This window comes from Streptomyces sp. NPDC058284 (genome assembly GCF_042881135.1).
In the GTDB taxonomy this organism is placed as follows: domain Bacteria; phylum Actinomycetota; class Actinomycetes; order Streptomycetales; family Streptomycetaceae; genus Streptomyces.
Window position 1 is genome coordinate 427,148 of the sequence record NZ_JBHVYE010000002.1, and the last position, 15,280, is coordinate 442,427.

The 15,280-nt window shown below is 71.3% G+C and carries 9 protein-coding genes; 8 read left to right on the forward strand and 1 reads right to left on the reverse strand.

Going from position 1 to position 15,280, the window contains the following annotated elements; translation table 11 throughout:
* Window positions 1-46: 46 nt before the first annotated feature.
* The 7 genes from ACFVYR_RS05110 to ACFVYR_RS05140 all read left to right on the forward strand — a co-directional run bounded on the left by ACFVYR_RS05110 (window position 47) and on the right by ACFVYR_RS05140 (window position 8,950).
* The gene (locus tag ACFVYR_RS05110; protein ID WP_384248571.1) at window positions 47-1,111 is read left to right on the forward strand and encodes a LacI family DNA-binding transcriptional regulator; all 1,065 of its coding nucleotides are present in this window, start codon (window positions 47-49) and stop codon (window positions 1,109-1,111) included.
* A complete protein-coding gene (locus tag ACFVYR_RS05115) occupies window positions 1,108-2,688 on the forward strand; it encodes a sugar ABC transporter ATP-binding protein (protein ID WP_384248573.1) in 1,581 nt (526 codons plus the stop codon). Before ACFVYR_RS05110 ends, ACFVYR_RS05115 begins: the two co-directional genes overlap by 4 nt.
* Window positions 2,678-4,624: a substrate-binding domain-containing protein gene (locus ACFVYR_RS05120; RefSeq protein WP_384248575.1), complete on the forward strand. Its 1,947-nt coding sequence runs from the start codon at window positions 2,678-2,680 to the stop codon at window positions 4,622-4,624. Before ACFVYR_RS05115 ends, ACFVYR_RS05120 begins: the two co-directional genes overlap by 11 nt.
* A gap of 64 nt (window positions 4,625-4,688) precedes the next feature.
* A complete protein-coding gene (locus ACFVYR_RS05125) occupies window positions 4,689-5,612 on the forward strand; it encodes a ribokinase (RefSeq protein ID WP_384248577.1) in 924 nt (307 codons plus the stop codon).
* Window positions 5,609-5,998, forward strand: coding sequence for a D-ribose pyranase (gene rbsD / locus ACFVYR_RS05130; RefSeq protein WP_384248579.1), 390 nt, complete (start codon window positions 5,609-5,611; stop codon window positions 5,996-5,998). Before ACFVYR_RS05125 ends, rbsD begins: the two co-directional genes overlap by 4 nt.
* Window positions 5,999-6,195: 197 nt before the next feature.
* Window positions 6,196-7,548, forward strand: coding sequence for a M28 family metallopeptidase (locus tag ACFVYR_RS05135; RefSeq protein ID WP_384248581.1), 1,353 nt, complete (start codon window positions 6,196-6,198; stop codon window positions 7,546-7,548).
* A gap of 124 nt (window positions 7,549-7,672) precedes the next feature.
* Window positions 7,673-8,950: a hypothetical protein gene (locus tag ACFVYR_RS05140; RefSeq protein WP_384248583.1), complete on the forward strand. Its 1,278-nt coding sequence runs from the start codon at window positions 7,673-7,675 to the stop codon at window positions 8,948-8,950.
* Window positions 8,951-9,197: 247 nt separating this feature from the next.
* On the opposite strand, the gene ACFVYR_RS05145 is transcribed toward ACFVYR_RS05140, so the two are convergent.
* Window positions 9,198-11,669, reverse strand: a complete 2,472-nt coding sequence (locus ACFVYR_RS05145) for an ATP-binding protein (RefSeq protein ID WP_384248585.1) — start codon at window positions 11,667-11,669, stop codon at window positions 9,198-9,200.
* 226 nt (window positions 11,670-11,895) lie between these two features.
* On the opposite strand from ACFVYR_RS05145, the gene ACFVYR_RS05150 reads away from it, so the two are divergent.
* Window positions 11,896-14,943 carry a BTAD domain-containing putative transcriptional regulator gene (locus tag ACFVYR_RS05150; protein WP_384248587.1) on the forward strand — a complete coding sequence of 1,016 codons (3,048 nt, stop codon included), beginning with the start codon at window positions 11,896-11,898 and terminating at the stop codon, window positions 14,941-14,943.
* Window positions 14,944-15,280: the final 337 nt, after the last annotated feature.

Consider the following 15,280-nt stretch of genomic DNA (forward strand, 5'->3'; position numbering starts at 1 on the left):
GTTTCCAATCCTCCGTGTAATCGATTCCACGAGGAGGTGGACCGAGATGGCCCAGGGTTCGGCGGGCATCAAGGACGTCGCGGCCGAGGCCGGTGTGTCCGTCGCCACCGTGTCACGCGTGCTGAACAGCCACCCCTCCGTCAGCCCGGCGTCCCGCGCCCGCGTGCTCGCCGCCGTCGAGGCGCTCGGCTACCGGCCCAACGCCGTCGCCCGGTCCCTGCGCACCGACCAGACCCGGACCCTCGGGCTCGTCATCAGCGACGTACTCAATCCGTACTTCACGGAGCTGGCCCGGTCCGTCGAGGAGGCGGCCCGCGCGCTCGGCTACAGCGTGATCATCGGCAACGCCGACGAGCGGCCCGAGCTGCAGGACCACCACGTACGGACCCTGCTCGACCGGCGGATCGACGGGCTGCTCGTCTCCCCCGCCGACGGCGGCTCACCGCTCATGCTCGACACGGTCCGCGCCGGCACCCCGATGGTCTTCGTCGACCGGTGGATCCCCGGCGTCGACGTCCCCGTCGTCCGCTCCGACGGACGCGGGGCCGTCCGCGACCTCGTCGCCCACCTGCACGGTCTCGGCCACCGCAGGCTCGCCATCATCGCGGGCCCGGCCGCCACCACCACCGGCAGCGAGCGCGTCGAGGCCTTCCGTGAGGCGCTGCGCGAACACGGCACCGCGCTGCCCGACGCGTACATCGGGCAGGGCGACTTCCAGGCCGACAGCGGGCGGCGCGCCACGACGCGCTTCCTCGCCCTGCCCGAGCCGCCCGACGTCGTCTTCGCCGCCGACAACCTGATGGCGCTCGGCGCGCTTGACGCCATCCGCGCGCACGGCCTGCGCGTCCCGCACGACATCGGGCTCGCGGCCTTCGACGACATCCCCTGGTTCGTGCACACCGATCCGCCCGTCACCGCGATCGCCCAGCCGACCGCCGACCTCGGCCGGGCCGCCGTGCGGGCGCTCGTCGACCGGATCGAGGGCAGGCGCCCGCAGTCCGTGACCCTGCCCGCCCGCCTCGTCGTCCGGCGTTCCTGCGGCGAGGAGGACACCCCGCCCCCGCCGCACGCACCCGACGAGACACCCTCCCGACGAAGGAGCAACCCGTGAGCAGCCAGAGCGAGTTGCTGCGCATCGAAGGCATCCGCAAGACGTTCCCCGGCGTCGTCGCGCTCGACTCCGTCGACTTCGATCTGCGCCGCGGCGAGGTGCACGTCCTGCTCGGCGAGAACGGCGCGGGCAAGAGCACCCTCATCAAGATGCTCTCCGGCGCCTACCGCCCCGACAGCGGACGCGTCCTCGCCGAGGGCCGCGAGGTGCGCATCCACGGCGCGCAGGACGCCGAACGGCTCGGCATCGCCACCATCTACCAGGAGTTCAACCTCGTCCCCGACCTGACCGTCGCCGAGAACATCTTCCTGGGCCGCCAGCCGCGCCGCTTCGGTCTCGTCGACCGGAAGAGGATGGAGGCCGACGCGGCGGAGCTGCTCCAGCGGGTCGGCGTACACGTGTCGCCGCGCGCCAAGGTGCGCGAACTGGGCATCGCCCGCCTCCAGATGGTCGAGATCGCCAAGGCGCTGAGCCTGGACGCGCGCGTGCTCATCATGGACGAGCCCACCGCCGTCCTCACCTCCGAAGAGGTCGACAAGCTCTTCCGGATCGTACGCACGCTGCGCGAGGACGGCGTCGGCATCGTGTTCATCACCCACCACCTCGAAGAGATCGCCGCGCTCGGCGACCGCGTCACCGTCCTGCGCGACGGCCGCAGCGTCGCCCAGGTGCCCGCCTCGACGGACGAGGACGAACTCGTACGCCTGATGGTGGGGCGCAGCATCGAGCAGCAGTATCCGCGCGAACGCCCGGACCCCGAAGGCCCCGGTCCCGAACGCCCCTCCCCCGGGCCCCCGTTGCTCCGCGTCGACGGTCTCACCCGCGACGGCGTCTTCCACGACGTCAGCTTCGAGGTGCGGGCCGGCGAGGTCGTGGGCCTCGCGGGTCTGGTCGGCGCGGGCCGCACCGAGGTGGCGCGCGCCGTCTTCGGCGCCGATCCCTACGACACGGGCAGCGTGGCCGTGCACGGCGAGCGGCTGCCCCGGCACGACGTGAACGCGGCGATGGGCGCGGGCGTCGGCCTGGTGCCCGAGGACCGCAAGGGCCAGGGGCTGCTCCTGGACGCGTCCGTAGAGGAGAACCTCGGCCTGGTGACGCTGCGTTCGGCGACGCGCGCCGGGCTCGTGGACCTGAAGGGGCAGCAGCGCGCGGCGGCCCGGATCGCCGAGCAGCTGGGGGTGCGCATGGCCGGGCTCGGCCAGCACGTGCGCACCCTCTCCGGCGGCAACCAGCAGAAGGTCGTCATCGGCAAATGGCTGCTCGCCGACGTCCGGGTCCTCATTCTCGACGAACCGACGCGCGGCATCGACGTCGGCGCGAAGGTCGAGATCTACCAGCTGATCAACGAGCTGACGGCCGCCGGGCACGCGGTCCTGATGATCTCCAGTGACCTGCCCGAGGTGCTCGGCATGAGCGACCGGGTCCTTGTCATGGCCCAGGGCCGGATCGCGGGCGAACTCACGGCCGAGGAGGCGAGCCAGGACGCGGTGATGGCGCTCGCCGTCACCACCTCGGCGGTACGGAACGAAGAAGCGGTACGGAACAAGGAAGAGGCGGAGGGCACCCGTGGCCACTGAAACCCTGAAGCGCGACGCGGGTGGCGCACCGACGCTCCGCCGCGTCCTGCTCGACAACGGCGCGCTCAGCGCCCTGATAGTCCTGGTCGTGGCGATGTCGCTGCTCTCCGGCGACTTCCTCACCACTCAGAACCTGCTCAACGTCGGCGTACAGGCCGCGGTGACCGCGATCCTGGCGTTCGGTGTCACCTTCGTGATCGTCTCGGCGGGCATCGACCTGTCGGTCGGCTCGGTGGCCGCGCTTTCGGCCACCGTCCTGGCCTGGACGGCGACTTCGCAGGGGCTGCCGGTATGGCTCGCGGTCGTCCTCTCCGTCGCCACCGGCATCGCCTGTGGATTCGTCAACGGCATGCTCGTCTCGTACGGGAAGCTCCCGCCGTTCATCGCGACGCTCGCGATGCTGTCGGTGGCCCGCGGCCTCTCCCTGGTGATCTCGCAGGGCAGCCCGATCGCGTTCCCCGACTCGGTCTCGCACCTCGGGGACACCCTCGGCGGGTGGCTGCCCGTCCCGGTGGTCGTGATGGTCGCGATGGGCCTGGTGACGGCGGTCGTCCTCGGGCGTACGTTCATCGGCCGCTCCATGTACGCGATCGGCGGCAACGAGGAGGCGGCGCGCCTGTCCGGGCTGCGCGTCAAGCGCCAGAAGATCGTGATCTACGCGCTCTCCGGTCTCTTCGCGGCCGTCGCGGGCATCGTGCTCGCCTCCCGTCTGGTCTCCGCGCAGCCGCAGGCCGCCCAGGGGTACGAGCTGGACGCGATCGCCGCGGTCGTCATCGGTGGCGCGAGCCTGGCGGGCGGCGTCGGCAAGGCGTCCGGCACGCTGATCGGCGCGCTGATCCTCGCGGTGCTGCGCAACGGCCTCAACCTCCTCTCCGTGTCGGCCTTCTGGCAGCAGGTCGTGATCGGTGTCGTCATCGCGCTCGCGGTCCTCCTGGACACGCTGCGGCGCAAGGCGGGCGCGACGCCCGGCGCCTCGTCGGGCACCTCCGGCGGCGTGCGGGGCAAGGGGCCGCAAGCGCTGAAGTACGCGGTCGCCGCCGTGGTCGTGGCGGCGGTGATCGGCGCGGTCTCCTTCTTCGACTCGGGCTCGTCCGGCACGAGCACGAAGATCGGCATGTCGCTCTCCACCCTCAACAACCCCTTCTTCGTCCAGATGAAGGAGGGCGCGCAGGCCGAGGCCGAGAAGTCGGGCATCGACCTGACCGTCACCGACGCCCAGAACGACGCCTCGCAGCAGTCCAACCAACTGCAGAACTTCACCGGCGAGGGCGTGAAGTCGATCATCGTCAACCCGGTGGACTCCGACGCGGCGGGCCCCGCCGTGCGCGGCGCCAACAAGCAGGACATCCCGGTCGTCGCCGCCGACCGCGGGGTGAACAAGGCGGAGACCGCGACGCTGGTCGCCTCCGACAACGTCGCGGGCGGCAGGCTGGCGGCGAAGACGCTCGCCGAGAAGCTCGGTGGCAAGGGCAAGGTCGTCGTCCTCCAGGGCACGCCCGGCACCTCCGCGAGCCGCGAGCGCGGGCAGGGCTTCGCCGAGGGCATCAAGGCGTACCCCGGCATCGACGTCGTCGCCAAGCAGCCGGCGGACTTCGACCGCACCAAGGGCCTGGACGTCATGACGAACCTCCTCCAGTCGCACAAGGGCGTGACCGGCGTCTTCGCCGAGAACGACGAGATGGCGCTCGGCGCGGTCAAGGCGCTCGGCGACAAGGCGGGCAGCTCCGTCCCGGTGGTCGGCTTCGACGGCACCCCCGACGGTCTCAAGGCGGTCGGGGCGGGCACGCTGTACGCGTCCGTGGCGCAGCAGCCTGCGGAGCTGGGGAAGATCGCGGTCCGCAACGCGGTGCGGTCGGCGCAGGGCAAGAAGGTGCCGGGGACGGTGAAGGTGCCGGTGAAGGTGGTCACGGCGAAGAACGTGCAGGACTTCTCCTGACCGACGGCCGCTCCGGGTACCGTCACATCGGCACCTCATCGTACGAAAGCAGGAACAAGCACCCATGAACGACGACTACGAGCTGCTGGTCGTGGGCTCCGCCAACGCCGATCTGGTGGTCGGCGTGGAGCGCCGCCCCGCGCCCGGCGAGACGGTCCTCGGCTCCGACCTGGCCGTCCACCCCGGCGGCAAGGGCGGGAACCAGGCCGTCGCCGCCGCCCGCCTCGGCGCCCGCACCGCGCTCCTCGCCCGGGTCGGCGACGACGCCCACGGCAGGCTCCTCCTGGACGCGCAGCGCGCCGCGGGTGTGGACACCGTCGGCGTCCTGGTGGGCGGCGCGCCCACCGGCGTCGCGCTGATCACGGTCGACCCGTCCGGCGACAACAGCATCGTCGTCTCGCCCGGCGCCAACGCGCGCCTGACCCCCCAGGACATCCGGGCGGCGGGCAGCCTGCTCGCGGCGGCCCGGGTGGTCTCCAGCCAGTTGGAGATCCCCCTGGACACGGTCGCCGAGGTCGTCCGCACGCTGCGGCCGGGAAGCCGCTTCGTCCTGAACCCCTCGCCGCCGGCCCCGCTGCCCGCCGAGGTCCTCGCCTCGTGCGACCCGCTGGTGGTGAACGAGCACGAGGCGCACGTCGTCCTCGGCGAGGACGCGGGCGACGCCCCCGAGGAGTGGGCGCGCGGACTGCTCGCGCTCGGCCCGCGTTCCGTGGTGATCACGCTTGGCGCGCAGGGGGCGCTCACGGCGGACGGCACCGATGTCGTACGGGTCCCGAGCCCGAAGGTCGACGCGGTGGACACGACCGGGGCGGGCGACGCCTTCACCGCGGCGCTCGGCTGGCGCCTGGGTCTCGGTGAGGACCTGGCGACGGCGGCGGCGTACGCGGTGCGGGTCGGTTCGGCCGCGGTCACCCGTAAGGGGGCGCAGGACTCGTACCCAACGGCCTCGGAGCTCGCGGCGACCGTCCCCGAGGTTCCGGCGCCGTGAAGAAGTCGGGCATCCTCAACCGTCATCTGGCGGGCGCGCTCGCCGAGTTGGGGCACGGTGACACGGTGCTCGTCTGCGATGCCGGCATGCCCGTACCGGCCGGGCCGCGCGTGGTCGACCTGGCGTTCCGCGCCGGGGTCCCCTCGTTCGCGGAGGTCCTCGACGGCCTGCTCGACGAGCTCGTGGTGGAGGGCGGCACGGCGGCGCACGAGGTGCGGGAGGCCAACCCGGCGGCGGCGCGGCTGCTGCGGGAGAGCCTGCCCCTGCTCGGCCTCGTGCCGCACGAGGAGCTCAAGCGGCGCTCGAAGGAATCCCGCCTGGTGGTCCGCACCGGCGAGGCCCGGCCGTACGCGAATGTGCTTCTGAGGTGCGGGGTCTTCTTCTGACGCGGCCGGGGGCGCGGGCGGGTCGTCCGCTATCCGGACGCGGTGGACCGCAAGGGGACCGGTTCCCCCTCTTGACGGCGGGTCGTCCCGCCCTCAACATCAGGCAACGCACAGCTCCAAAGGCGCCCCGCGGCACCCGCGTCGCAGGGCGCCTCGCACGTTCCGAACCTCCCACTGTCCGGAATCCGGAGCCCCACATGAATCTCTCCAGACCCGCCCTGCCCCGCACCCTCAGACGGGCCGGCGCCGGCGTGGCCGTGCTCGCCGCGGCCGGCCTCCTCGCCACGACCGCGCCCACGGCCCTAGCCTCCCCCGCCTCCTCCTCCGCCGCCCGCCCTTCGCCCACCCTGGCGGCGCCCGACATCCCCCTCGCCAACGTCAAGGCGCACCTCTCCCAGTTGCAGTCCATAGCCTCGGCCAACGGCGGCAACCGCGCCCACGGTCGCCCCGGCTACAAGGCCTCCCTCGACTATGTGAAGGGCAAGCTGGACGCGGCCGGATTCACCACCCGCATCCAGCAGTTCACGTCCAGCGGCGCCACCGGCTACAACCTGATAGCGGACTGGCCGGGCGGCGACGAGACCAAGGTTTTGATGTCGGGCGCCCACCTCGACAGCGTCTCCGCCGGCCCCGGCATCAACGACAACGGCTCGGGTTCGGCAGGCATCCTGGAGACCGCGCTCGCCGTCTCCCGCGCCCAGCTGAAGCCCACGAAGCACCTGCGGTTCGCCTGGTGGGGCGCCGAGGAGCTGGGCATGGTCGGCTCGCGCTACTACGTCAACAACCTGCCGTCCACCGACCGTTCGAAGATCAACGGCTATCTGAACTTCGACATGATCGCCTCCCCGAACCCGGGCTACTTCGTCTACGACGACGACCCCACGATCGAGAAGACGTTCAAGGACTACTACGCGGGCCTGAACGTCCCGACCGAGATCGAGACCGAGGGCGACGGGCGCTCCGACCACGCCCCGTTCGACAGCGCGGGCATCCCGGTCGGCGGGCTCTTCAGCGGCGCCGAGCGCACCAAGTCCAGTGCGCAGGCCCAGAAGTGGGGCGGCACGGCGGGCCAGGCCTTCGACCGCTGCTACCACTCGTCCTGCGACACGTCGTCGAACATCAACGACACGGCCCTGGACCGCAACAGCGACGCCATCGCCTACGCGATCTGGAACCTCGCGGGGGACACGCCCGTCCCGCCCGGCGACACGTACGAGAACACCACGGACGTCGCCATCCCGGACAACGGCCCCGCGGTGACCTCGACGGTCAACGTCACTGGCCGCACCGGCAACGCCCCCGCGACCCTCAAGGTCGACGTCGACATCCGCCACACCTGGCGCGGCGACGTGGTCATCGACCTGCTGGCCCCCGACGGCACCGCGTACCGCCTGAAGAACTCGAGCGGCAACGACTCGGCGGACAACGTCGTCGCGACGTACACGGTCAACGCCTCCAGCGAGCCGGCGAACGGCGCCTGGCAGCTGCGAGTGCAGGATGTGGCGGCGCAGGACTCGGGCTACATCAACAGCTGGAAGCTGACGTTCTGACGCGCTGAACCCGTCCGGCGCAGACCGCTCCTGCAAGGATCCCGCAAGCTTTCCGCCCGTGCTCCGGGGCACCCCCGACCCGAAGCACGTCACCCGACAGGAGACCACAACACCGGGGGGAACAATGGCGGTTCACAACAGAAGCGTCGCGACAGCGGCGTTACCCGGATCCGGAGTCGGCTCCGGATCCGGGGACGCCTCGCAGTGGCGGACCCTGCCCCACTGCAAGCGCGTTCTCGTCGTCGTGCACACCGAGGTGTACGGCAGCCGGCTGCGGGAGCTGCTCCCGCTGCTGGAGTCGGACCTACGCATCCAGACCCACTTCACCGTCGCCCCGCACGCCTTCAACGCCGGGGTGGAGCGCGTCCTGCGCACACTGGGCAACACGGTGCTGCCGTGGGAGGCCGCGCTGCGCATGGAGTTCGACCTCGTCCTCGCGGCCGGCTCCCAGGGCGTCCACCGGCTGCGCGGGCCGTTGCTGCGCATTCCGCACGGCGCAGGACACATCAAGCTGTCCCGACTCGCGGACCACCGTGACCCGGGAGCACCCCGCACCGTCGGCGAACTGGGGCGGCAGTACCTGACCCGGCACGGGAAGGTGGTGCCGAAAGCCCTGGCACTCGCCCACCGCGAGGAGCTGGCCACCCTGGCCCGCACCTGCCCGGAGGCCCTGCCCGTCAGCGAGGTGGTCGGGGACGCCTGTCACGACCGGCTCGTGGCGAGCCTGCCGCTGCGCGGGCGCTACCGCACGGCGCTGGGCCTGCGCCCCGGGCAACGCCTGGTCCTCGTCTCCTCGACCTGGGGCCCCGGCTCGTCGTTCAACGGCCTGGACGCCCTCCTGCCCCGCCTCCTGACCGAACTCGACCCCGCCCGCCACCTGGTGGCGATCCTGGTGCACCCCAACGTCTGGTCCGGCCACGGGGACTGGCAGGTGCGGTCCTGGCTTGCCGTCGCCCAGCGGCGGGGCATCGTCGTGCTGCCGCCGGACACCGACTGGCGCGTGCCGCTGATCGCCGCGGACTGGGTGATCGGCGACCACGGTTCGGTCACGCTGTACGCCACGCTCACTCCCGCGACCCTCTTGCTGGCCCGTTTCCCGGTCACGGACATCAACCCCGATTCACCCGCGGCCGAGCTGGCCAGGACCGCGCCCTCCCTGTCGCCCGTGCACCCGTTGGCCGAGCAGCTCGCCTATGCGCGTACGGAGTGTCCCACCGAGGAATACGAGCGGATCGGGCGACGCATCTCATCCGAGCCGGGCCGGTTCGCTCGCAACGCGCGAAAGTTGATGTACCGGTTGCTCGGTCTCGGCGAGCCCGCCTACGAAGCGTCGTTGCCGTCGCTGCCGGTTCCGGTGGGCCTGCCTGGCGCGGCGTCCGCCGGTGAGGAGGTTCCGGCATGAGCGCGCTCATTCTTTCCGACGGACCGGTGATCGTCTGCCTCGACTGCCTGCGGCCCTGCCCGGCCACCGGACGGCGAACCGGCGAGACATGGCGGCAGTGCGCCGACGTGCTGTACGCGGACCTCCCGCGCCCGCGCCGAGCAGCGGCGTCGCTGGCCGTTCGGGCCCTGCAGCGTTATCCGGGATGCGTCTTGGTCGTGGTGCGCCGGGCAGAGGGCGGCTGGTGGTACCGCGCCCGCTCACGGCCTCATCCCGTGCCCCTCAGCCGCTCCTCGAGCCGCCGCGCGTCCGGTGCTCCGGCGGCCCGGTAAAGGGCCAGGGACCGGGCATACCAGCTCCTGGCCCGCTCCGGCTCGCGCCGCTCCTCGGCCGCCTCACCGAGGAACTCCAGGACGCGGGCCTGCCAGTGCAGGGAGCCGGTGGCCTCGAACTCCGCCAGGGCTTCCGTCAGTTGGGTCTCCGCGGCCACCACGGCGGACGCGTCGTCGCCGGCGCAGCGAAGGGCGGCCTGCCCGAGGAAGGCCAGGGCGCGGGCGGCGTCGTAGGGGTCGTCCTCGGCCAGGAGGTCCGCCCGGGCCGCGGTCAGGTGGGGCAGTGCCTCGTGCGGGCGCCCGTCGGCCAGCGCCACGTCTCCCAGGCAGATCCTGGTCAGGGCGGCGCCGCGCCGGTAACCGATCGCTTCGCGGAGCGGCAGGGCCAGCCGGAAGTAGCCGGTGGCCTCTGCCAGCCGTCCGGCCAGCCGATGTGACTGCCCCAGGCCGTGCAGGGCCTGCGCCTCGGCACGGCGGGCGGCGGACAGCGCCTGCCGGTCCACGGGGCCTGCCACAGGGGTGGCGCCACCGCTCTCCAGCGAGGCCACCCGCTCCCGTGCCACGTCCAGCGCCCGGCCGAACCAGCCGATCGCCTCGTCGTGCCGCCCCGCGTTGCGCAGCCCGGCGCCACCTGAGGTCAGCATCTGCCCCTCGGCTTCTTTGTCACCTGTGCGACGAGCCGCTTCGAGACCTGTCTCATGTGCCTCGATCCACAGGTCGTACGGGCGCAGGCGAAGGAAGAGCGGGAACATCGCATCGGCGAGCATCCACGCCGTGTCGTCCCATCCGTGCTCCACCGCGGCACGCAACGCGGCCATCAGATGGTCCCTTTCGGTGTCGAGCCAGTGGAGCGCGCCGGGTGCGTCCTGGAACGGCGGGCGCTGGGTGGGGGGATGGGCGTAGCGCCGGGCCAGGATGCGGTGGCTCGGCGTCAGCAGAGTCTCGGCCTCGGTCGCGGCGGACAGGTAGTAGTCGATCACGCGCCGTACCGCCGCCTCGGCGTCGGCGGGCCCGTCCCGCTCGACGGCGAGCTGTGCCGCATGGGCCCGCACCAGGTCGTGGAAGCGGAACCGTCCGGTACCGGTGCGTGGGTCGGGACCCAGGTCCTCCAGGAGATTGACCTCGGCCAGCTCGTCGAGGAGCCGGTCCGCATCCTCCCTTCGCAGCGAGCAGGCCTCCGCCGCGGTCTCGGCACCGAGCAGGGCAACCGGGGCGAGGCCAAGCCTGCGGTAGCCGCGTGCCTGTTCGGTCGGGAGCAGGCGGTACGACGTGTCGAGGGCGCCGCGTACGGCGTACTCTCCTTCCACCCGCAGCGCGTCCAGGGCACCGCGGCCCCTGCCGCCCAGCGCTCCCGCCATCGCCGCCAGCGGTTGCCGGGGCCGCGCCGCCACATGGGCCGCGGCGACGCACACCGCGAGAGGCAGCCCCGCGCAGGCCCGTGCGACCTTCAGCGCGGCCTCGGGTTCACGGGAGACCCGGTCCCGGCCGATCCGCCTGCGGATCAGTTCCACCGCGTCGTGAGTGGCGAGGACCCCCAGCGGGTGAAAGGTCGCGCCGTCCATACCCAGACCGCTCAGGCGCCCTCGGCTCGTCACCGCTGTCAGCGCCCTGGCGCTACCGGGCAGCAGCGGGCGGACCTGGGCCGCGCTGAGCGCGTTGTCCAGCAACAGAGCGATCCGCCCGCCGGCCGTGGCCGATCGCCACAGGGCGGCCTGTTCCCCGAGGTCCGCGGGAACCCGTTCCTCTCCGATGGCCCGCAAGAACTGCCCGAGCAGCTCGCCGGGACGCGCGGGGGAACGGTCGGAGTGCCCTCGTAGATCGGCGTACAGCTGTCCGTCGGGGAAGTCGTCGACCAGCCCGAGCAGCCAACGGCGCGCCAGTGTGGTCTTGCCGACACCGGCGGCGCCGCTGATGACCGCGATCACCGGTTCTCCCGGCGAGACCCGCAACGTGTGATCGAGCGCGGCCAGCTCCCGTTCGCGGTTGGTGAAGTGGGCGGGCACGGGCGGCAATTGGCGGGGTACGACGCGCGCCCGTGGCGTGGAGTGGATGTGCACCCCGCCGTGGATGCCGTGTGCCTGGACGACGGAGCCCTGCACCTGCGCGGTGCCGCCGATGGAATTGGCGGCCTCGGCCGGAGTACGGGACGGTGTTCCGTCGAGCCAGTACCTCAGCTCCCGGGCCAGCCGCGGCCGGGTTGCCGCCTGTTCGGCCAGGGCGACGGCGAGGCGTCCGATCAGCTCTGCGCTGTCGGCGTCCGGCTGCGGCGTCGCCCATGCATCGACCAGTTCGGCCGCCACCGCGTCCCCCCAGGCGTGCACGGTGACCAGGAGGGCGCGTGCCGCTCTCGGGCGAGCGGCCGCCAGCACCAGGGCGGCCTGCAGCTCCAGGGCCGTCACCTGGTCCATCGCGCCGTCCTTTCCCGAGTCCCACGGCTCACGCCACGTGTCGCGAGTGACTGGGTCCTACCCTCCCGCTGTTCCCGTCAGACCGAATAGCTCGACATGGAGACCAGTTACGCCAAAACAAGCCAATGACATGAACCATCTAGCGCCACTATTTGAACGATATTGACCTCATGCGATTCTTTGACGCCTATTCACAACACGGGCCGACCGGCGGACGGGGGCACTGGTGGAGATCGGAATTCGTGTCCTGGGAACCGTTGCGCTGGAACGTGACGGGCATATCGATCTCCTCGGTTCCGCAAAGGAGCGCCTCCTGCTCGCGGCCCTCTCCCTCGACGCGGGCCGTCCCGTCTCCCTGGACACCCTGATCCACCGCCTGTGGGAGGAGGCCCCGCCCGCCAAACCGCGCGCGGGCCTGCATACGTACGCGGCCCGGCTCCGCCGCCGCCTGCGGACGGCCGGCAGCAGCGATCTGCTCATCCAGCGGGCCCACACGTATCTGCTCGACGTCGGTCCGGAACAAGTGGACTGCCATCGGTTCGACCAACTGACCGCACGCGCCCGCTCCCTCTCCGACCGCTCCGACGACGGTGCAGCCCTGGACCTCTTGCGGGAAGCGGCCGCCCTGTGGCGCGGCGAGCCACTGGCCGGGCTGAGCGGCCTGTGGGTGGAAAGCATCCGGGCGACCCTGTCGCAGAAGCAGCTGGCGGCGCACCTGACCCGGTTCCGGATCGAACTCCGCAGAAGGCACTTCGCCGAACTCGTGCCGGAGGTGGCCGCGCTGTTCGACCAGTACCCCGGCGACGAGACGCTGGCCGCACAGCTCATGACCGCGACGTACGGCTGCGGACGACAGGCCGAGGCCCTTCGCGTGTACGAAACCGTCCGCCGCCACCTCGGCGAACACCTCGGCACCGACCCGGGCGAGCCCCTCACACGCCTGCACCGCCTCATTCTGAACGGTGCGCCTCTGAGGGAACTACTGCCCCACCGCACCCCGCAGGCCGCCGCTCCCCACACTTTGCCCCGGCACGCCGACCTCGTGGGCCGCCAGGACGAGTTGGCCGCAATAACGCGGGCCGCCGGCCGGTCGACCGGCACCGTGATCGCACTGCAGGCCATCTCCGGGATGGCCGGGGTCGGCAAGACGCTGCTGGCCCTGCACGCGGCCCGCAGCCTGGGACCGCATTTCCCCGATGGTCAGCTCCACCTGGACCTGCGCGCCCACTCACCCGGCCGGGCGCCCCTCACCACCCGGGCCGCCCTGACCTCGTTGCTGCGGATGCTCGGAGTGCCGCCGGGGGACCTGCCCGACGAGCTCGACGACCTCGTCGGTCTCTGGCGCACGCTGCTCAGCCACCGTCGTGCCGTCATCGTCCTGGACGATGTGGCCGATCCCGACCACCTGCGTCCGCTCCTGCCCGGCCCCTCCCCTTCCCTGATGATCGTCACCAGCCGCCGTCGGCTCTCCGGGCTACCCGGTGTCCGACCGGTCCTGCTCGATGTGCTCCCCCAGGAAGATGCCGTCGCCCTCTTCCTGGACCTGGTCGGCGAGCCCTGCCGCGCACGGAGCCACGAGGTCACGGCGATCGTCCAGCTCTGCGGCCGACTGCCCCTGGCGGTCGAAATCGCTGCCCGGCGCCTGGGGTCCCGTCCCTCCTGGACGGCCGGCCATCTCCTGCGCCGGCTCACTCACGGACACGGCAGACTACGGGAGATCAGGGACGGCACCCAGGAGATAGCCCGGGCATTCGAGGTCTCCTACCGCACTCTCAGCGTCGAGGAGAGAGCGGTATTCCGCATCCTCGGCCTGCAACTCGGCCCTGATTATGACGCATTCACGACGGCCGCTCTTGTGGATCTGCCGCTCGACCGTACCGAACGTGTCCTAGAAGGCCTCCTGGACGCCCACCTCATCCAGGAACCGGAGCCCGAGCGGTACACCACTCATGATCTCCTCGGTGAATATTCGCGCATGCTGGCGTCCTCCGAACTGGAATCCGTCGAACGGAATCAAGCACTCCACCGGTTGATCGATTTCTACGTACAGGCATCCGACGCGGCGGACCGGTTGATCGCCCCTCGCCGCCCGAGAGCGATCCATTCCCGCCGCCTTTCCGCGCACCGGATGCCCGCATGGAACAGCCCGGCCGACGCCCGGCGCTGGTTGGCCGCCGAGTGCTCCGGGCTCATCGCGGCGGAGCGCCACTGCCGGACCCACGGGCGGCCGCACGAGGCGGCGCTCCTCGCCGGTTCGCTGGCGGGCTTCCTCCACGAGGAGAGGTACTCGGCCCACACCCAGGGCATGCACCTCGCGGCCGCGGCGCACTGGCGGGCCCAGGGCGACCCGGAGGCCGAGGTGTACGCGCTGATCGAACAGAGCACCGCGCTGTCCCGCAGCGGCCACCACGACCAAGCCCTGTCCACACTCGGGCAAGCACTGCGGACGGCCCGGACCATCGACGACACGACGGTGGCCGAAGTACTGCACGCGCGGGGCGTGCTGCGGTGGAACCTCGGCAGGCTGGCAAAGGCGCGCGCCGACCAGGAGGACACCCTGGCGCTGCGCACGCGCGCAGGTGATTCCTGGCAGATCGCACGATCCGAGAACAACCTGGGGATCACGCACCTCTATCTCGGGAACTTCAAAGTCGCCCACGAGCACTTTCGATCCGCACTCACGAGATTCCGCGCGGTGGGCGACACTCACGAAGAAGCGCATGTGCTCAACAATCTCGCGGACCTTCACCTGCACACCGAAGAGAGAGAACAGGCGCGAAATCTACTGCAGGAAGCCCGGAAGTTACTCGCGGTATCCGGCACCGCGGCGGAGCACGCCATGGCTCAGGTCAATTTGGCCAACACGATGAATGCGTCGACGGAACTCGATGACATGCTCGACATTTACCGGGATTCACTCACTTCGTTCCACCGCCTCGGCGACCGCAGAAATGCCTCGATCACTCTCCACGGAATGGGGAGCGCCCTGTACACGGCGGCCCGCTTCCGCGAAGCGGCCGAGCATCACACGCGCGCCCTGGAGCTGGCCAGGAGCATCGGCGCCACGCACGAAGAGGCCCAGGCCCTGCACGGCCTTGGGGCGGCCGAGCACCAGTTGGGGCAATCGGCCTCCGCGGCCGCCCACCTCACCGCGGCGGTGGCCTCGGCGGAGCGGTCGGGAGCTGCGGACGAGGCGGTTCGAGCGCGGATGAGCCTCGCCGAGGTCAAGTCGGAATCTACTGTTCCGGATGCTGGCCGGGAACGGCTTCCGTAAAGGCTCTCGCTCTACCAGATCAGGCGCCCCTCAGGGGGCGGATCAAGAAGTTCTTCCGCGGGCTTGCGCCGCCCTTTACCGCTGGGCCAATATCCCGACGGGACGTGGAACCACTTCGTCCGACCGCCTTGCACTTTTTGGAGAAACAGCACAGATGCCGAGCAAGAAGGTACCGGGACCCAGAAAGAACGTCCCGTCACTCTCCACCGTCATGCACGCAGCCATTGCCGTGGGGATATTGATTTGCATGCCGAGCCTGGTCGGCTCCGGCACGGGGAAGATGACCCCGAAGAACACCACTCAGGCCTCGGCTCCCCACCAGGGAACCATCCGCGCT